At 45.4% G+C, this 20476-nt stretch carries 16 protein-coding genes; 13 read left to right on the top strand and 3 right to left on the bottom strand.

The window, feature by feature from the left end; translation table 11 throughout:
* Positions 1-123: 123 nt before the first annotated feature.
* Complete coding sequence (gene argB, locus FHS68_RS22960) at positions 124-909, top strand: acetylglutamate kinase (RefSeq protein ID WP_167275472.1); 786 nt, start codon at positions 124-126, stop codon at positions 907-909.
* A 95-nt stretch (positions 910-1004) separates the two neighbouring features.
* Here the strand turns inward: argB and argH are convergent, their stop codons facing one another.
* Positions 1005-2339 (bottom strand): argininosuccinate lyase, encoded by a 1335-nt coding sequence (gene argH / locus FHS68_RS22955; protein WP_167275871.1) that lies wholly within the window; start codon positions 2337-2339, stop codon positions 1005-1007.
* 185 nt (positions 2340-2524) lie between these two features.
* Between argH and tnpA the strand changes: the two genes are divergently transcribed.
* Positions 2525-2956, top strand: a complete 432-nt coding sequence (tnpA, locus tag FHS68_RS22950; RefSeq protein ID WP_167275470.1) for an IS200/IS605 family transposase — start codon at positions 2525-2527, stop codon at positions 2954-2956.
* 139 nt (positions 2957-3095) lie between these two features.
* Here tnpA and FHS68_RS22945 read toward each other — a convergent pair whose 3' ends face one another.
* Positions 3096-3638, bottom strand: a complete 543-nt coding sequence (locus FHS68_RS22945) for a C40 family peptidase (protein WP_167275467.1) — start codon at positions 3636-3638, stop codon at positions 3096-3098.
* Between the two features lie 259 nt (positions 3639-3897).
* Here FHS68_RS22945 and FHS68_RS22940 point away from each other — a divergent pair, with 259 nt between their 5' ends.
* The 9 genes from FHS68_RS22940 to FHS68_RS22900 all read left to right on the top strand — a co-directional run bounded on the left by FHS68_RS22940 (position 3898) and on the right by FHS68_RS22900 (position 15165).
* Positions 3898-5064 carry an AIR synthase related protein gene (locus tag FHS68_RS22940; RefSeq protein WP_167275465.1) on the top strand — a complete coding sequence of 389 codons (1167 nt, stop codon included), beginning with the start codon at positions 3898-3900 and terminating at the stop codon, positions 5062-5064.
* Between the two features lie 183 nt (positions 5065-5247).
* Positions 5248-6942, top strand: a complete 1695-nt coding sequence (locus FHS68_RS22935) for a PQQ-dependent sugar dehydrogenase (protein WP_167275463.1) — start codon at positions 5248-5250, stop codon at positions 6940-6942.
* Between the two features lie 109 nt (positions 6943-7051).
* Positions 7052-8698 (top strand): T9SS type A sorting domain-containing protein, encoded by a 1647-nt coding sequence (locus FHS68_RS22930; RefSeq protein WP_167275460.1) that lies wholly within the window; start codon positions 7052-7054, stop codon positions 8696-8698.
* Positions 8699-8774: 76 nt separating this feature from the next.
* A complete protein-coding gene (locus tag FHS68_RS22925; protein ID WP_167275458.1) occupies positions 8775-11054 on the top strand; it encodes a sensor histidine kinase in 2280 nt (759 codons plus the stop codon).
* Between the two features lie 14 nt (positions 11055-11068).
* Positions 11069-11701, top strand: coding sequence for a response regulator (locus tag FHS68_RS22920; protein WP_167275455.1), 633 nt, complete (start codon positions 11069-11071; stop codon positions 11699-11701).
* 125 nt (positions 11702-11826) lie between these two features.
* The gene (locus FHS68_RS22915) at positions 11827-13995 is read left to right on the top strand and encodes an ArnT family glycosyltransferase (RefSeq protein ID WP_167275453.1); all 2169 of its coding nucleotides are present in this window, start codon (positions 11827-11829) and stop codon (positions 13993-13995) included.
* Positions 13996-14164: 169 nt separating this feature from the next.
* A complete protein-coding gene (locus FHS68_RS22910; protein WP_229212030.1) occupies positions 14165-14692 on the top strand; it encodes a DUF6428 family protein in 528 nt (175 codons plus the stop codon).
* 15 nt (positions 14693-14707) lie between these two features.
* Positions 14708-14851 (top strand): hypothetical protein, encoded by a 144-nt coding sequence (locus FHS68_RS22905; RefSeq protein WP_167275450.1) that lies wholly within the window; start codon positions 14708-14710, stop codon positions 14849-14851.
* Complete coding sequence (locus FHS68_RS22900) at positions 14839-15165, top strand: hypothetical protein (protein WP_167275448.1); 327 nt, start codon at positions 14839-14841, stop codon at positions 15163-15165. Before FHS68_RS22905 ends, FHS68_RS22900 begins: the two co-directional genes overlap by 13 nt.
* An 84-nt stretch (positions 15166-15249) precedes the next feature.
* Here FHS68_RS22900 and FHS68_RS22895 read toward each other — a convergent pair whose 3' ends face one another.
* Entirely contained in the window at positions 15250-17841 is a 2592-nt protein-coding gene (locus FHS68_RS22895; RefSeq protein WP_167275445.1) for a helix-turn-helix transcriptional regulator, read from the bottom strand.
* 326 nt (positions 17842-18167) lie between these two features.
* On the opposite strand from FHS68_RS22895, the gene FHS68_RS22890 reads away from it, so the two are divergent.
* Positions 18168-19397: an acetyltransferase domain-containing protein gene (locus FHS68_RS22890; protein WP_167275443.1), complete on the top strand. Its 1230-nt coding sequence runs from the start codon at positions 18168-18170 to the stop codon at positions 19395-19397.
* 3 nt (positions 19398-19400) lie between these two features.
* A complete protein-coding gene (locus FHS68_RS22885; protein ID WP_167275866.1) occupies positions 19401-20438 on the top strand; it encodes an NHL repeat-containing protein in 1038 nt (345 codons plus the stop codon).
* The last annotated feature ends 38 nt before the right edge of the window (positions 20439-20476 follow it).

Below are 20476 nucleotides of genomic sequence, written 5' to 3'. Positions count from 1 at the left end.
CTTAATGCCTGGTTAGGCAACGTAATTTTGCCAAAAAAATTCATCAATTAAAATTCCCTTTTCCGGCGATAACCGTTTCTGCTACCTTTGCAGCTTTAACCCAAACCCTAAAATCCCTTTGGAATGTCCCAAACGCTATATATCGTAAAAATCGGAGGCAATGTCATCGATAATCCTGAAGTATGCTCCGCTTTTTTAAATGACTTCATCAAACTGAATGCACCGAAAATACTAGTGCATGGCGGCGGTAAAGTGGCGACCGAAATTGCAGCGAAACTGGGTATCGAAACGCAAATGGTAGAGGGTCGCAGGATTACGGATAAGGCGATGCTGGACGTGGCCACCATGGTTTATGGTGGATTGGTGAACAAAAATCTGGTCGCGCAATTGCAAGCGGGCGGATGTAATGCGATCGGACTTACCGGTGCTGACGGAGGCATTATTCGTTCTGTCAAAAGACCTGTGAAAGCAATCGATTATGGCTTTGTAGGAGATATAGAAGCCGTTAACGATCAACAAATCAATGCTTTACTATATAGCAGCCTTATTCCCGTCATCGCGCCGCTTACTTACAGCTCCGAAGGAACAATGCTCAATACCAATGCCGATACGATGGCCTCGGCAACAGCAGTTGCAATGGCGAAAACTTATAAAGTCAACCTGATATATTGTTTTGAGAAAAAAGGAGTACTATCCAACCCTGACGACGATGATGCGGTGATTGCGTCACTCAATCCTGAATCGTACGCTAACTATAAAAACTCCGGAGCAATCAATAAAGGAATGATCCCAAAGCTGGATAATGCATTTGCAGCATTGGAAGCTGGCGTTGATCAGGTTACGATTTGTCATGCGGATGATTTGCTGGAAGCGGCAATCGGATCGGCTGGGACTGTGATTACGTTGTAAGTTTAGGAATACAGTTCCTGGATTTAAGACTGGTTTTTCCTCAAACTTGACCAAATCTCCCTTCCCATCCATATTCAAGTCGCCAGTCGTAAAACTTACAAAATCAGCTTTTCCAAAGCCTGCTGCACTTTATCATAGCCGAATACGGCAATCTCTGCCTGCATTCTCTCCCGTATTTCCCCAGTTTGTAAGTTTCCAATGCTTCCTTCGTGGGTATGTTTGAGTTTGCGTGGCGGAACATAGCTGCCATCACCAATTTCAGATCCTACCTGTTTATAAGCGTCACGGAAGGGTACGCCGCTGAATACCAACTCATTCACACGTTCCACACTGAAAAGCAAATCGTATTTCGGATCGTCGAGCAGGTTTTGCTTCACTTTCATATTTTCCAGCATGAATGCGGCGATATCAAGACAATCCAGGATTTCGTCGAATGCAGGCATCAGGATTTCTTTCAACAACTGCATATCCCTATGATATCCCGACGGAAGATTGCTCAAAACCATGGTTACTTCCATCGGTAATGCTTTCATCCTGTTGGCTTTTGCACGAAGCAATTCGGCTACATCCGGGTTTTTCTTGTGCGGCATAATGCTGCTGCCAGTTGTCAGGTCGTCGGGCAGGATGATGAAACTGAAATTCTGGCTATTGTATAGGCAAACGTCCATTGCCAGTCTTGAAACCGTTGCTGCCAATGAAGAAATGGCAGTTAGTGCAGCTTGCTCTGTCCGTCCGCGGCTCATTTGGGCGTAAACCACATTGTGATGCATTCCCTCAAAACCCAGAAGATCCGTCGTCAATTGACGGTTCAATGGAAAGGATGAACCATAACCTGCTCCCGAGCCCAGTGGGTTGCGGTTTGCAAGCCGGTATGCCGCATTCAATTGAATGATATCGTCGATCAAACCCTCAGCATAAGCACCAAACCACAAGCCAAACGAAGAAGGCATTGCAATTTGCAAATGCGTGTAGCCAGGCAGCAGGTCGTTTTTATGATCTTCTGATTTTTGGATTAATACATTAAAAAGCTTTTCCGTCGCCTGCACCACTTCAAATAATCTAGCTCTGGTATAAAGCTTCATATCCACCAACACCTGATCATTTCGCGACCGTCCGCTATGGATTTTCTTGCCAGTATCTCCCAGTTTTCGGGTCAGCATTAACTCAACCTGAGAATGCACATCTTCTACGCCATCCTCAATGCTAAATGCTCCTTTCTGAATTTCGCTATAGATCACTTTGAGCTCGTCTTTCAATGCAATCAGCTCATTCGAGGTAAGCAACCCAATCGTTTCCAGCATCATCGCATGCGCCAGGTTTCCCAGCACATCAGATTCGGCCAGGTAGAGATCCATCTCACGGTCTTTCCCAACCGTAAATTTTTCAATTTTTTCAGAAGTAACAGTATTTTCCTTTTGCCAGAGTTTCAAGACGGAGCGGGTGTTTTTGTGATGTGAACCTTCCCGCAAATTTACGGCCAATCCGGGTGGTTTCGTCATTTGAAAATGTAGTAAAATGAAATTTTTCGGGCGAGAGAATCTAACTCATAAAATTATTTTGGAAATGGTGTGACCTGAATGAGGTACCGACGTCTAATTGATAAAACCTATCTTCTATGAGCTGGACGAGTCTGTGGGTACACATGGTTTTCTGTACAAAGTACCGGAAGCCCTATCTAAATAGTCAAATAAGGCAAAGAGTTTTTCTTCACATTAAAGAAAACGCAGCGAAAAAAAATATCTGGCTCGATGTCGTCAATGGATATAGCGATCATGCGCACTGTTTATTCGTTCTTGGGAGAGATCAAACCTTAGCAGATGTCGCCCGGCTAATCAAGGGAGAATCGTCTTTCTGGATAAATCAAAATAAGCTTACTTCAGAAAAATTCGTTTGGCAGGACGACTATTGGGCGGTGAGTGTCAGTGAGAGACACATTGCAAGGGTACGGCAATACATCTTAAACCAGGAAGCACATCATACCAAAAAAACTTTCAAAGAAGAAATTGACCGCTTCACAAAAAAATACGGCTGGCAGCCTAATTCTTAACCGTCAGCTTAAGCTGGCGGCTAGCGAAGGGCGCGCTCTTCCTTCTCGTTGACCGTCAGCTTAAGCTGACGGCTAGGGACTACTGGCCAGAGCAAGCAGCTTAAGCTGACGGCTAGGGACTACTGGCCGAAGCAAGCTACTACCGCCCCACCAACCTCCGAACCGCCACAAAACGCTTAGAGTAGTAAGTAGCATTGAGCAAATCGTATCGGATGCCACCTTTGAATGCGGAATGGATGAACTTTACGTAGCCGGGTGCTACTTCGGTGATGATTCCCACATGACCGATGCGGCTGCTTTTGGCGCTTTCGCCTTTGAAGAAGATCAGGTCACCAGGCTTGGCATCGTCCAGCTTAATTGTTTCGCCGTGCTCGGCTTGTGCGGCGCTGGAATGCGGGAGCGCAATGTTCCATTTATCAAAACAATACCTTACAAAACCCGAGCAGTCGAAACCGCGTTTGGATGTCCCGCCGGAACGGTAGGGAATGTGCAGATGCTTATTGGCAAATGAAACCAGTGATTTGATGGTATAGGTGCTGTCTGCGGTTGTTTTCTTTGGTGTCGGCGAGTAATTGCTGGCAGCATTAGCACTGGCATTGTTGTTAGCAATGGAAATATTAATAGACCCTGAAATGACCATTAAAACAGTCACCGCAGCTATTAAACGAATCAAAAAATGCATGCACTTATTGTGAGGTACAGGTCCTTATTAGCTTGGCAATAGATCCTATGGTTTTGACCTTTTGAAACCGTAGAATTTTGAAGTTAAGGCGTTTATTGCTTAAATCAAATTTTAATAATTTATTACTTTTTAAAATTTTTTGTAACTAATTGAGAACCGGTAAGGTAGCACTGTTTTCGTTAAAGTAAAGGTTGAAAGCCCTTTTTCCCTACTTTTGTGACCTTGTGACAAGTGCTATATTTAATCAAATGACGTTCAAATGAAAACTACCGACCGTTATCTTCAGCGCGGTGTATCGGCTTCAAAGGAAGATGTGCATAAGGCCATTGAAAAAATAGATAAGGGTATTTTCCCTAAGGCTTTTTGCAAAATAGTCCCCGATACCCTCGCTGGCGATCCCGATTATTGCACGATTATGCATGCGGACGGAGCCGGTACCAAAACTTCATTGGCGTATCTGTATTGGAAAGAAACCGGCGATATTTCTGTGTGGAAAGGGATTGCGCAGGATGCCATCGTGATGAATACCGATGATCTACTATGCGTGGGCGCAACGGGTCCAATGCTCTATTCTTCAACGATTGACAGGAACAAAAACCGCATTCCTGGAGAAGTGATCGCCGAAGTTATCAACGGTGCCGAGGAAGTCCTTGAAATGCTGCGCAGCTTTGGCGTGGAAATTTACAGCACCGGCGGCGAAACGGCAGATGTAGGCGATCTGGTGAGGACGGTAACGGTCAATAGTACGGTGATTGCCAGAATGAAACGTTCGGAAGTGATTGATAATGCCAATATCCAGGCAGGAGACGCGATCGTTGGGCTGGCTTCCTATGGGCAGGCGAGTTATGAGCACACTTACAACGGCGGCATGGGAAGTAACGGGCTTACTTCCGCCCGACATGATATTTTAGATAAATACCTGAGCAAATATTCCGAAAGTTTTGATCCGGAAGTAAGTGAAGACCTGATATACAGCGGGAGCAAAAAATTGACCGATCCTGTTGAAGGAACGCCGTTGAATGTTGGACAGCTGATTCTGTCCCCAACCCGCACCTACGCACCTGTGGCCAAGGCATTGCTTGATGAAATGCGGATGCAAATCCATGGCATGGTACATTGCAGCGGCGGGGCACAGACGAAAATTCTACATTTTGTTGATAACCTTCACATTATCAAAGACAACCTGCTTCCCATTCCCCCTCTATTCATGTTGATACAACAAGAAAGCGGTACCAGCTGGCAGGAAATGTATAAGGTTTTCAACATGGGACACAGACTGGAAATTTATCTGCCCAGGGAGCTAGCGCCACGGGTTGTGGAGGTATCAAAATCGTTTGGAATCGAGGCTCAGGTTATTGGAAGGGTAGAAGGGGCTGATGCTAGAAAATTGACGATCCGGTCTGAATTTGGCGAATTCGCATATTAATTGTCGTTCCATTTTTGTAAAACCTTTCAGCCTCTGGGTTGGGAGGCTTTTTTATTGATTTTTAGATAGAGGGTAAGCGAGTAGGGAATGAAAATTGTAGTATAAGTTTGAATGGAATTAGAATTACTACTTCAAACCGAAAACCTTAAATGATCTGTGATGAGAAATTTTATTTACCAAGTTATGGCAGCTCGCTTTACGCTCCTGCTTTATACATTATCAATAACCAGCACTTTTTCGCAAAGTCCGGATGTTGAGTTTAATACCGGGACACCTTACATTACCGGTTTAACATCCGCTATGCAACTGGTACACGCGGGAGACGGTTCTAACCGGATATTTGTTGCTGAGCGTGCTGGTGTTATTAAAATTTTCAAACCAGGTGCACTCACTACCCCCATTGTTTTTTTAAATATGAATAGTGGTGGACAAGTGGTTTTCCCTGCGGGAGAAGGTGGATTACTGAGCATTGCATTTCACCCTGATTTTGCTACAAACGGATATTTCTACACTTTTTATACCAATGATTTGAGAGACCTGGTTGTTGCCAGATATACCGCTACAACGCCATCGGGGGATGTCGCACTTGCATCCACCAGAGTTCAAATTCTCGCGATAGACCACCGCGCGAACACCAATCACAATGGCGGTGAGATGCATTTCGGTGTGGATAATTACTTATACATATCAACAGGCGATGGCGGAAGCGGTAATGATCCACCGAACAACGCTCAGAACCCGGCTGTACTATTGGGTAAGCTGCTCAGGATCGACGTGGATGTGCCGGAGACTGCTGAGAAAAAATACGCGATCCCTTCCACCAACCCTAACCCGGCTTCGGAGATCTATGCAAGTGGATTGAGAAACCCATTCAGATGGAGTTTTGATAAACTTACCAATGCGATCTGGATTGGTGATGTCGGCCAGAGCGCACGCGAAGAGGTCAATTATGTGCCTGCATCGGACTTGAGTGGCGCAAATTTTGGATGGAGGTGTTTTGAAGGCGAAATAATCGCGCCCGGTTTGCCATCCGGTTCGATATGCCCTGAGAGAGATGCATGTACTTTTCCGGTCTATACTTATCAAACTGGGGCCGCGCGCGGCCAGTCGGTTATCGGTGGTATTGTTTACCGGGGCACCAGGTGGCCGCTTATGTATGGTTACTATATAGGTACAGATGTATATTCCGGCCAGATCCATAAGATACGAAGCGATGGTACGCCGGAAAATTTTGAAACCTCCAATTTAACCGGAGTAGTCGATATTGGCGAAGATGAAGCGGGTGAGATTTATGCCGTTACTGGCGCCTCGATCTACACCATTACTGCTTCCGTTGCGCTGCCAGTCACGCTGATCAATTTCTCGGGTTCAAAAGGAATTGAAGGGGTGAAATTATCCTGGGAAACATCAACCGAAGAAAATTCAAGGTCATTTGAAGTTGAGCATAGCATGGACGCAGTACGTTTTGAGAATATCGGAACGGTACCATCTGACAATTCTATTTCAGGAGCCAAATATCATTTTTCACACACAAATAAGGTGGCGGGAATTAACTATTACCGCTTAAAAATGGTCGATGCAGACGACGCCTTTGAATATTCGAAAATAATCGCGGTAGATACCGGATTGGAGGAAATCGCCGAAAATTTCATAAGGCCCTCACTCATTACCGACAACGTAATGAACCTCGTTCTCGACCAGCCTTTCCAGTTTGTGGAATTGGTCGGGGCCAGCGGGCAGGTGTTCCTTAAAGAAGACATTGGTGGAAAGAAAGGCCCCGTCAGCATTCCGCTGAACACCACTTCTTCGGGCATTTACATTGTCAGGTTGTCGGATTATAGCAAGGTTTTACAACAAAAAGTACTGATCATGGAATAGCACAGTAGCGCGCTACCTCAAATAGTTAGAAGTAAGTATTTCGCAGAAACACGGATGTAAGGAGATTTGTAATGCTGAAAAGCTGCAATCACCCTACATCCGTTTTTTTATGAAAAAACTGTTATTACTATTTTCAATCTCCTTAATTGGGCTTCATCCTGTCTCAGCACAATGGGGCACGGTGGGAAACACAGGATTCTCGTCCGGATTTGCTTTCTGGAACAACATTGCTTTTGACTCGGAGAATAAGCCCTACGTAGCCTACTCCGATCAGGGGAACGCTCAGCGTGTTACGGTCAAAAGACTGGAATCGGGTGTTTGGACTACGCTGGGCGCCGCCGGTTTCGCAGGTGGTCAGGGAGATCAGGCCCTTTCTATGGCAATCAGTTCAGACGATATTCCTTATGTAGCGGTAATTAGTTCAGTCGACTTACAGGCGTCGGTTTGGAAACTGATGAGCGGGACCTGGCAAAAGGTAGGGGCAGACATTTCGGAAGAAATGGCAGGCGTTGTAGCAATTGCACTCAATAGCGCCGACGAACCCTATTTGTGTTATCGCGACCAAAAAACGATTAACGGAATTGGAGGAAGGGCCACGGTTAAGAAATTCGATGGTACTGCCTGGGTAACCGTAGGCATCGAGGGTTTCTCGGATGGCGCAATCCAATCCCTTGATTTTGAAATTGATGGCAATGACGTACCTTATGTAGCTTACGAGGATGGCGGGAATTCGCTTAGGGGCACGGTCAAGAAATTTGACGGTATCTCTTGGGTAAATGTGGGAACGCCCGGTTTTACAGGCATATTTGCCAAATTCATCTCCCTGGCTATCAACAGCGCCAATGTCCCTTACTTTGCGTTTCGTGATTCGGGCGTTGGGAACAAAGCCAGTTGTATGAAATTCAATGGCACCAGCTGGGAGTTTGTGGGCGCTCAGGGTATTTCTACGACCAACACTTCTTACACTTCCCTCGCGATTGACAAGGATGATGTTCCTTTTATAGCTTATAGAAACGAAGCTTCCCCTTTTTCGGTCAGCGTCAAAAAATTTGACGGCACGGCTTGGAGCTTAGTCGGTGTTGAAAACTTCACTGGTAATTCAGTAGGCTTTATCAGCATTGCAATGGATTTTTACAAAAATCCTTTTGTCGCTTATCAGGACGGTAACTTCGGTTCCAGGCAAACAGTCTCCGCATTTATTATCAACGATCCGCTGCCGGTGAGGCTAATAACATTTGACGGCAAGTTCTCCGATAACAGCCAGGACGTGATTTTAAGCTGGACCACAACAGAAGAATTCAACAACAACCGCTTTGAAATACAGTCCGGAATTTCTTCCAATACATTCAAAACAATTGGGGAAATCAATGGAAAGGGGAATAGCAATGACAACGCCTTTTACACCTTTACTGATCGGAATCCTGCTGGAACCATCACTTACTATCGCCTCAAACAGATCGACCACGACGGTACATTTTCTTATTCCAAGCTCATCAGCGTGCATAAGCCGCAAAAAGATGGATTTTACCTGGTAAGCAATCCTGTGCAGGGCAATGTGCTCCGGATTCAATTAGGTAAGTCTTCAGGAAGCTCGCAGGTAAAGTTGTTCAGTTTGGGTGGGAAGGCTTTGGGACAGTGGCAGTTTTTGCAGGATGATCCATTGGAGATTGATGTGAAGGGCCTCGCTTCCGGCGCTTATATTCTTCAATACGAAGACGCAAATGGCACTCAAAGCCGCAAATTTATCAGAGAGTAAAACAATTTTGACCAATGCGTTTCCGAATCGTTTTGTTCTTTATATTTAGCTAACTATCAGTAATTTATGAGCCCCTATGTCCCTGCGTCCTGAAATGTCGGGTCCACATTTTGCCCGGCTGATTCTCCTGTGTTTATTTGTTTTGGTTACCAATCCGGTAAGCTCGGAAACCTACACGCCCCAGCAGGGAAGGGCGGCATGGAAAGAGCTGAAGAAAAAGCCTGTAACAGAAGAATCCTTCAGGGAAGTTTGTGATCTGATTCAGGATATTGGCAAAAACAACCTGGATATTAGCTATGAAATCCTCGCTGAATATCTTGCAACGATTCAGAAATTAGGCGACAAGCGAAAAGCACACATTATTTTGATGAGCTGGGCAAAAGCAAAGGAGTCGCTGCACTTTTTTGAAGAAGCTGAAAAACTATACGCAAAGGCCCGGGCAAATGCAAAAGGGACCGGCCAAATGTACCGGGAAACCCTTGCACTTACGGTTTTGCTCTACGGCGAATGGTCCAATAGTGATTCTTCGAAAAAGTACGTTGCATTGGGCGAAAGAGAATGTTTACTGGCCAAAGACAAGGAAAACCTTTCTTTCATTTACACCTTCAAAGCACTGTCGAATCCGGCTGATACGTCTTTCATGCACCAATACCTTAACAGGGCTATTGCATTGGGCGCCGGACTGAAAGATAAGAATGCGCTTTTTACTGCACGCTACAACTATGCCAATATTTTCCTGCAATATAACCCGCAAAAGCAGGTCGTAGAGTTTGAATCGCTCCTTGAACTTGCCCAGGATTCTTCCCTTTATCGTTTCCCCAGGAAACTTTACGAGCGTACGGCATTTACGTTCAGGAACCCGCGTCCGAGCGTTTATTACCAATTAATGCAGCTCAATCTTCTGCTGACCGATTTTGAATCCGCCGGAAAATTTGCCGAGCTTTTTTACAATGTGAGCATCAAGCCCAACCCGAACGCAGCTCAGGCCGCTTATTTCAATGCGGAAATGTCCCTGGTCAAATCCTGTCAGCAAGATTATGCAACTGCTGCGGAATTCTTGGACAGAAGCCGCAAACAGTTCAATTTGCCCGAAGATAAAATACCTTATGTCAGTTACTTTATCGCGGCTGGCCTTTTGGCAGAACATCGGAAAGAATATGCCAAGGCGGAAGAATATTTCAAGAAATTCGCATCTGCGGATGGTTATTCCAAAGGATTTCACGTCTTGCCCCTGGAACTATATTATGCTCATATCCTGACACTTAACAAGAAATACGACCAGGCGGAGAAGATTTTCAACTTTTTTAGCGGTGCGCTTGTCAATAAGAAATACTCGGCGACCGGCTACTACTACAACTATTTCAAGGCGGAGTTTTTGAAGGCGAAAGGGGATTATCCTGGTTATATGCAGTCGCTGGAAACATTTTACGCCATTAAGGATTCACTCACCAATCTTAATAAGTATCGCGCGATTCAGGAGGTGTTGGCCAAGGTAAGGATTAAAGATAAAGAGCAGCAAATCACCAAATTGAATGAAGAAAGCGCCTATCGTGACCGCGAAATTAGAAAGGAGCGTATTTTTTACAGTGTTGTCATCGGACTTTCTGTACTAGCGATTGGTTTGCTGATCCTCAATTCCCGGAACAGGATGATACGCAACCGTCAGAAGGAGGCTTTGCAGCAAAGTGAAATGGAAAGAATGGACAAGCAGCGGCACATTGATCTGATGGAGGGTGTGATGGAAGCAGGCGAAAAGGAGCGGCGCAAAATTGCAGACCAGCTGCACGACGAGGTAAGTTCCATGCTCGCATTGGCTTCGCTATCCGTTTCTTCTACATTGGAAAAAGGCAGGAGCGACGAGCAGGGAGAACAAAAGCTTCACAAAACACAGGAAATATTATCGTCCGTTTCGAGTACCATCCGGGATCTGAGCCACCAGCTCAACCCGTTGGTAATTGAAAGATATGGTTTTCGGAAAGCGGTGCTCGATTCGGCGGAGATCATCAACTTGTCCGGAAAAATTACGCTGGAAACGGTTGTCGTCGGATTTGAAGATACAGGTAGTTACAATCTCCCTTTCCTGAACGACCTATACCGGATTATCCAGGAGCTCCTGCACAACGTCCTGAAACACGCAGAAGCCACCGAAGCTTCTCTGGAAGTGATCGAGCATACCGATATGGTTTCTATTATTGTCGAGGATAATGGGGTAGGATTGAGGGATTTATCACATGTAGACGGACAGGGTTTGAGTACGATCCGCTCTCGGGTTGCTTATTTGAATGGCAAAATGGAAATAAGCAATAAACAGGACGGCGGGGTGCTCGTGGTGATTGAAATTTATTTGGTAAAATAGTCCTGACATTGAATATGCCTGTTAAAATTATTATCGCAGATGATCATCCCATGCTGGTAGACGGCATCTTGGGGGTTATATGCGAGATCGAAATGGTGGAATTGGCGGATTCGGCAACCAATGGCAAAAATTTGATTTCCAAACTAAAACAAACCGCCTTTGACTTGGTATTGCTCGACCTCAATATGCCGCATATGGACGGTATTGAGACACTTAAAGTGATCCGGAGGGATTTCAATAAAGTAAAGGTCATTATTTTCACAAGTTACGGGCAGCCGGAATTGCTGCGGGAGATTAAAAAGCTGGGAGCGCAGGGTTATCTTATCAAAGATTGTAGCTCCGTTGAATTAAAAGAAGCGGTGACCACCGTGGCCAATGGCGGTACCTGGTTTCAAGGCATTCTTTCCGACGATATTTCCCCGCCATTTCAACTCGATGATTTTCTCAAAAAATACCAGATCACGCCGCGCGAGGTAGAGATATTGCGCCACATTGCAGATGGACTGACCAGCCGCGAAATTGGCGAGAAGCTGTTTATCAGTGAATTCACAATCAATGCGCACCGCCGCAATATCTGCCGGAAGCTGAACATTTATACCTCGGTTGGTCTGTTGAATTTTGTCAGGAAAAACAGGCTGATCTTGTGAAAAGACCGACTGCTTTGCACAGGCCGCATTACAATGTTTCCACTAAATTTGGAACGCTAAAAAGGCTTTTTAAGCCAATAGCAATTATATTGCTGCCCATAACAAATCGCACCTCTACTTAAAACATGGGTTTTTCCCTGCTTCCCATTTCAGTTATACTGATTTTTGCGCTTTACTATTTAAAATTTACCAGTTCTGGTCTTTACACCAGGGTTCGCCAGGGTTTTATCTTTTCGCTGGTAACCAATGCAATCCTGGTATTTGCTTACAATGAGCTGTTTTCTCCCTTCAATGCACTTAATACGACCACGGCGGTCATTTTTTGGTTCGTTGAGAATGTCTCCCTTTTAGCACTGCTGTTTTACTGGCATAAGACGGGGCAGGTGCAAATACCGGAATTAGGAACATTAAAAAAAGTAATCGGACTGGCTGGGCTGACGAAAATCAACAAAGTAATCATCATTCTGGCACTGCTGATCTATATTTTGCCTTTGCTGTTTCTGGCAATATACCCTCCGCCCAACAACTTCGATTCCCATAGCTATCACCTCAACCGCATTCTTTATTGGGTCAATGATGGCAATCTGGACCACTTCCCATCGGTGCATTTGCAGCAGCTATATCTTAATGTCTTTGCCGAGTACCTCGCATTGGACACGGTGTTGCTTTCCGGATCAGATCGCTTTTCCGGGATCATTCAGTTTGGAGCATTTCTTGGTTCCCTGGCGGGTATTAGTCTGTTAGCCAAGCGGTTCGGCCTTAAACAAAATGGGCAGTTACTAGCCGCGGTATTCCTGCTAACCTTACCGATCAGCATTTTCGAAAGTACCAGTACCCAGGTGGATTACTGCGCCTGCTTTTTCTTTATATCCTACGTTTATTTCGGATTTGAATTGCTGGAAAGAAAGTCGCTGCTCACTTTAACCGCATTTGTCCTGTGCCTGTCTTTCGGTGGATTTTCCAAGTATACCATCTTTATTTTTGGCTTGTCATTTACCACTTATTTTGCTTTCCGCATCCTTTTCAAATACCGCATTGGTTATGCTTTGAAGGTTTTGGCGTTCGCGGTGATCATATTGGTTGCTACATTCGCGCCGTTTTTTCGCAGAAATTATCTGTTGTTCGGGCACGTGATGAGGCCGCTGAGGGGGACTGTTTTTGCTTCCGAAGAATTACCTGTGGACAAATACGGGCTACGATATACGCTTTCTGGTGTTATCAAAAACGCTGGCCTGAACCTGGGTTTGCCCGACACCCGTTACAATCAGTTTGTAGAAGGCCGGATCCGGGATTTCCATCACGCGATCGGCGTGGACATTGACGACTTAGGATTACGGCTGGACCGGTTTTCTGTGAAATATTCGGTGCATGAGGATATGGTGCCGAATACCATTCATTTCTGGTTAATTCTTGCGTCTACCCTTTTTTTGTTTTTTGTTCCAGGCAAATGGGAGTTTAAATGGCTCTGGATTTGCGCAGTGCTCGGTTTTGTGCTTTTTAGTACCTTAATGAAATTTCAATCGTGGAGCACCAGGACCCAGATGCCTTTTTTCACAATGGGATCTATTTTGGTCACGTACATTTATGATCAAAAGCTCCGCTGGAAATCCATTTATATCATTGCACCGCTACTGGTACTTTCAACTCCTTTTGTTTACGGGAACCCAAGCAAGGAGCTGTTTTCGATCAATTATTTCACGCGTAAAATGCTGGCACACATTCCAATTGCCATCTGCGAAACCGGCGGAGCCCAGGCGGAATTGTATGAGAAGGAACTGGGCGCTTACTACGAATTTCCAGGGAACCAACAGTGCCATCCCATCAGAAAATGGCCCGGATACAATGAACGCAGAAAAGTCTTTGCCTTGCTGGAAAAAGTGGGATACTATGACTTAGACCGCTCTTCAAGCATATTGACAATGGATCGCGGCAAGGCTTATTTTTTAAGTCATCCCAGCAATTACGACAATTTCAAACCATTGCTTGACCACATTGAAGGCGATCACAAGAACGTGGGTGTTTTCTTCGAAAAAGGAAATGGTTTCTACCATTATTGGAGTGCAATGGCCGCCAAACTGGATCATCCAGGCAAAATGCAATACATCCGCTTCCGAAAGGAATTTATGAGACTTGAAAATGCACGGAAAGAATTTTGCTATGATTACATCCTCTCTGATGATCCCACGTTACTCGCCAATTTTGTCCCAAAGGCGAACATTGATACGATTTACACGACCCAGTTATTTCAATTGGTGAAGTTGAAAAGCAAGAGTTGCGAGAAGAGTTTGTATTAATATGTATCGTAATATTACAATGAATAAAACCTTTTCTATATTTGCATCATGAGACTTACAAGAACCGGGATATTCTCAGAACATTCGTAGTGAGTAAGCCGTGTTGTATTTAAGCCGGGCTTTTTTTTGAATAAATCAATCGTAATATTACATTTAATAAATAGAAACTATGAACCAGTTACATCCGATGACCTGGGGGGAATTTAAAGGCACCCTGGAACAAAATCCCGATCTGCACTTGCAATTTCAATATGAGGGAGACAAGTTTGTCGACAGCTCTTTTCACATTACCGAGATCAAGCAGGCACCGATTGTATCTGTGGATTGCGGTGGGCAAATGAACAGTTGGACAGAAGTGATCGTGCAACTTTGGGAGCCATCAATAACGAAAGCAAATCGTTCGATGCAAGTAAGAAAGGCATTAAAAATTGTCAATTTGGTAGAGAAATCACTTCCTCTGAATCCAAATGCAACGGTGAAAATTGAATTTGGTAATTCAAAATTCGACACCCGCCAAATGTATCCGGGTGAGTTTGTCGCCGGTGGTGAAGCATTCACCGTAAATTTGGTTCCGGATTTTACACAGTGTAAGGCACTCACCCGTAATCAGAGCTGTGGAACTACTTCTGCCGATGCAAAGTCTGATTTGGTTGGCGCGGACGCAGCAAGTTGTCAGCCAGGATCCGGGTGCTGTTAATTAAACAGAAAAGGTATGACATTAACTATCGAAAAAGCCCGGTCCACTGATCGCCAAACAGTCATCGCGCTTTTAAAGCAAGAGAAATTACTTACCGAAGATTTGCCGGATGATTTGCCCTATTTTCTGATTGCCAAAGCTGGGTTATGGGTGGGCTGATCATTGTTTTCACCTTTTACAATATCAACTCATCCCTGGCGGCGGGTGCAGCTTCGGAAGGAACCGCTGATGTAACACACGCAGTTTCGAATCATGCCACATTCAGGGATGCCGGCTCCGCTTTCGGTGTGTTGACGGGCGGATTACTCCCGGCCTACAACCACCTCGACCTGATCTTCACTTTGCTCAGTCTCACGCTAATCCTGCTCACCTGGATTTATTACAGGCAATCAGCTTTCGCAAAACACAAAAAGTCCGGCGCAGAAAATATCTGCGTCGGATCTACCCATAACAAACCTAACTCTCTACGTTGAAGTAGAATGTTACAAGTCACAAAGCTACGCTCCATCAGTCGCCGCGATAAAGGGGATTTTACCTATTTTAAACCTTCGGATACCCTATTTTATAATGGCAAGCTTCAAAGCTTCATTAACGGCTTTGACACGGGAATTGACATTCAGTTTCAGCAGCAGGGCCGACATATGGTGATTGACTGTTTTGGCCGATATGAACAATTTGCTGGCGATTTCTTTATTCTGCATGCCCTCTTTCAGCAGTTGCAAAACATCGAGTTCACGAAGCGTCAGATTAGCGGCATTTGAGCTGGTTGTTTTACGGATACCCCGCGGGATGCGCCTGATGCCGGAAGCGCGCATGACCGATTTCAGTTTCTGATAGGTAGCCGTTGCGCCCAATTCCTGGATTATTTTAATAGCATTGCTTTTATCGCGTTCGTCACCTTCAAAAAGCACGAGCGCTTCTTCGTAAGGGCAACCGGCAGCGTTCCAAAATTTGGTTTCCGGCGATGCCGGAGAATGGTTATGCACCAGATACCGTTCGTAAATGGCATTTACGGAAACTTCCTGCCTTTTTACTTTCCGTAGCCATAAATAAAATTCGTTGTTATCATAAACGCTTCCCATCTCTTCGGTCATTTCAATGGTACATTCCAATTCATTCGTATTCAGTACATGATCACCAGTCAGCCACTCGTATTCTAGGAGGGCGACCATGGCGGGGATGATTCTTTGAAGTTCCATGGTCTCGAAAGCCTTCGTTTTGGCCTGAAGTAAAATCGGGAGCGCTCCGGCTTCGCTTCTTCTCATTTTAATAATGCCAATGATGATCATAGGCCCAATACTGATAACAGAAGGCTGTTCTTCATTGGCAAGCAGTTTCTCGGCGGTTGTATAGGCCTCATCCCAGGCACCTGTTTCCAATTCCATTCTGGCCCTGAGCGATAGCATATAGTTTGTCCAGGAGTCCAGTTCCCGTTTTTCAGAATAGTAAATCCCTTCATCCAGTATTTTTTTGGCAAAACCAAAATCTTTCAAGCGTATGGAACTTGCACCCATATTGGTATAGGCCCGCGCTGCGTGCTCATGAAAAGATCCTGTCAATGCAATCTGCAGACTTTCCTTTAACACATCAATTCCCGCCTGCTTAAGATCGGGCATTTCCATCTGCACAGTTCCAATATTATTCAGGGCGTGGGAAAGCGTTTCCATATCGCCCAGCTTTTTGGCCATAGCAATTGCCAATTGGCCCCAGACCATGCATTCATAAGGCTGGTGTGACAGCATTTTTAGTTGGGATATATTGCTCAAAACCTGCGCTTTAACGCGTGAATCCGGCTGCCCTTCCATCACTTCAACAGCTTCACAACCATACTTTTCTGCTTCATTCCGGTTTCCCTCAAACCACCATAACCGGGAGAGGAAACGCATGCAATCTCCCGTTTTCTCGGTATCCTCCTGTTGCTGAAACAGTACCAGCAATTTTTCCTCGTATTTGATAGCTTCTTTTATCTGGTTGGTCAGATAACATTCATAGGCATAAGATTCGTAATAATAGATCAGCTTGGCGGTGTCGTGACCCTTATAATGCGTAATGGCTGTGTAAAATAACTTGGCGGCTTCCAGGTGTGCGCCCATGCTGGCGGCATGCCTGGCTGCAAGCGGGATATATTGAAGCATGAGTTCATGTTCGTTGGCCCATTCTGCGTGGTGGATAATCCTTTCCATTTCTTGCTCAGAATTTTCCAGTAATAGATTGAGGATCTTGTTGTTTAAAGAAACCCTTGCAAAGTGTGAAACAGAGGATTCAATGGTACGCCGGTACAATTCATGTTTGAAAAACAGCTTATTTTCCTTCAAAAGCAGAATTTTTGAATCCAGTGACTTCTCAATGATGGCAGTGTAATCAGGCATTAGTTTTTCAAGATACCTCACTTCCAATCCCGTGGGCGCGACTGATAAAAGCTCCCATACTTCCCTCGTTGCCTCGCTCTGCCGATGGCAAACGGACAATATGGAATCTATGATGTTTTCCGGTATACCTATGCTATAACTGGCCAATATCTCATTGACATAGAATGGATTGCCACCAGATATGAAAAATACATCCTCCCCGGAATATCCTTTATCCGTAGCCATCTTTGCCACCGCCTGCCGAGAAAGTGGAGTGAGTTCGAGACGTGTAAAAGAATCGTTAGGAAGCTGGCCCAATAGTGCTCGCAACGGGTGCCGGGAGTGGATCTCGTCATCGCGGTAAGTAAGTATAAAAAGGCATCCAAGATGGGTGATCCGTCTGGCGAGAAATTTGATGAAGTCCAGCGTCGCCTCGTCCGCCCAATGAATGTCTTCAAAAATAATGATGGAAGGCTCGCGCAGGTTTTTGATCTCGTAAATAAAATCGGCGAAGAGCTCGCCCCGGTTACCCGTGTTACTCGACCGGGTTAATGTTTCGCTGCCGATCTGCCAGATAACGTCGTGGATCGGTGCCAACGGTCTCGGGGTGAACATCGCGTCGCAGGTGCCTTTGAAAACCCTGCAATCTTTTTTTCGCTCATTGCAAAAGGCTTTGACCAGCGAACTCTTGCCGATACCGGCTTCGCCACTGAGTAAAATGCAGTGTCCTTCTCCATCGATAGTTTGTTCAAATTGAGTGTTCAACCGGGTTAAAAAACCGGATCTTTCTATTAATTCCATGGCTGATTTATTGGGGTGGAAGTGTTAGTTCCGCGGTAAGATGTTGAAGTGGATACGTAACATTTGCGGGTCGAGTTGCTTTGAGCCCTGGTGTAACTGCAAACCAAAGCCTGATCAAACATATGAAATCCGGATTAACGCCTGTCGAAAAATGGATCGCAACTTGCTGTAAAATAGGGAATATACCCTATATCGGTCGGCAGATTCTTCATTTGTTTTGCATCTGTAATTTTTTACGTTTCAGGCATCACCTTCATCAACATTCATATCCGATTACCAGCCGTTTTCGACAAATGCGGACTGGTAATCGGGGCCAAATTTAAATTATGTCAGCAAGCAGTATATCACAATACCATTTCGGTTATCAAAAGTCCCTGGTACCCAAAAGCACAAGAATTACTTCAATTGATGTGTTAAGGGGCGTTGTGATGATGGTCATGGCACTCGATCATGTTCGGGATTACTTTCATTACGACGCATTCTTTTATAGCCCGAGTGATCTGGCCCAAACCAGTGTGCCGCTTTTTTTTACCAGGTGGGCAACGCATTTCTGTGCACCTGTTTTTATCTTCTTGGCGGGGACCTCCGCTTATTTGTATGGCAGGTCAAGAGACAAGAAACAATTATCCTTATTTCTTTTCACAAGAGGTATTTGGCTGATGGTTGCAGAATGCTTCATCGTAACACTTGAGTGGACTTTCAACCCTTCCTATCCCTATTTTAATCTGGCCGTCATTTGGGTAACAGGTCTCAGCATGGTGCTGATGTCTGCGCTTATTTATCTGAATAGGGGCGTCATTTTTACAATCGGGATCGTCATCATTGCGGGTCATAACTTATTGGATGGTATCCACGTGCCTGGGGCAGGCGCAGCGTCTTTCATCTGGGCATTGCTGCATGAGCCCGGCTATTTTACTTTTGAAAATATCTCATTTTCTGTCCGTTACCCTTTACTTCCCTGGATTGGGATTATGGCAGCGGGATATGCGCTCGGCGGTTTCTTTTCGCGAACCTATAACCCAGGACAAAGAAGGGCCGCATTTCTTTGCCTGGGTACCGCTGCAATTTTGCTATTCGTCATTTTAAGAATTTCTAACTTGTATGGGGATGCTGCGCATTGGTCATTTCAGAAATCGGAGGTGTTCAGTTTGCTATCGTTTTTAAACGTCAGCAAATACCCTCCGTCGTTGCTTTACACGCTAATAACTCTTGGACCTGCCCTTATTTTTCTTTCCCTGGCCGAAAAACCCCTGAACAAGTGGACTTCTGTAGCCCATATTTTCGGGCGGGTACCCATGTTTTACTATTTAGCCCACCTTTTTTTGATTCATGTCCTGGCAATCGCCGCAGCAACATTGTCAGGATATGACTGGTCGGACATGATATTGTCATCGAGCGTAAACAAAGCTGAAAACCTGCAGGGTTATGGCTTTGATTTAATAAGCGTTTACGTTGTTTGGATTGCCGTTCTTTTCATTTTATACCCCTTTTGCAAATGGTTTGATCGCTATAAAAGAGCGAACCAATCAACAAAATGGTGGTTAAGTTATCTATAAACCATGCGCACCTTATTTGTTTCCGCCTTGCTCTTAACAGCGGGTTTAAGCATACAATCCTGCGTTGAAAAGGAAGAATTGGCGCCGCCGGTTGTGGCCGTTGTGAAAGACTACACCGTGAGTACGCTTGCTGGTAATGGTACCTACGGGTTTGCGGATGGGGCCGGGAAGGATGCGGCATTCAGAAGTGCTTTTGGTTTAACCTCAGATGCCGCGGGGAACATTTACGTAGCGGACGGCGGCAACAACCGGGTTCGGAAAATCACACCTGCCGGGATTGTAACAACTGTTGCCGGTGACGGTACGATCGGATCGCGGAATGGACCAGGCGAGAATGCGCAATTCAATTATCCGCATGGGTTGGTGGTGGATAAGGCCGGGAATATCTACGTGGCCGATGCCGGGAACAATATGATCCGGAAAATTACGCCCGACGGAGTGGTCAGCACTTTTGCGGGTAGCGGAGTAGAAGGATTGAAAAACGGGATAGGTGCGGCTGCGGCTTTCAGTTTTCCCGCAGACATTATCCTCGATCCACAGGGAAATTTTTATATAAGCGACGGCAGCAATCGCTGTATCCGGAAGATCACCCCGGATGGCTTCGTGAGCACATTCGCAACCGGTTTTGGCTTCCCCGAAGGTCTTGAAATGGACAAAGCAGGCAACATTTATGTCGCTGATGCAGGCGGTTTTGTAATACGAAAAATTACTCCCGAGGGTACCGTCAGCATTTTCGCGGGCAGTGAGTCGGAAATTTGGTATGTAGATGGCAAAGGCGCTGTTGCACGATTTCACAATCCGGAGGGCATAGCTATTGACAACGACGGGAATCTATATGTCGGCGACCTCAATGCTGCCATTCGAAAAATCACCCCGGACGGCATTGTGAGCACCATAGCCGGGAATGGTACCAAGGGATTTGTGGATGGCCCGGCCATGGATGCTAGATTCCATGAGCCCAGCGGGGTCGCTATTGATCCAGCCGGGAATATATATGTAGCAGATGTGCTGAACTCCCGCATCCGGAAAATCAAGCATTAAATGTTTTATCCAAATCTCACAAACTCAAATCAATTGCC

The sequence above is a fragment of the Dyadobacter arcticus genome (assembly GCF_011762185.1).
Lineage (GTDB): Bacteria > Bacteroidota > Bacteroidia > Cytophagales > Spirosomataceae > Dyadobacter > Dyadobacter arcticus.
This window is presented reverse-complemented; position numbering and strand designations above follow the sequence as displayed.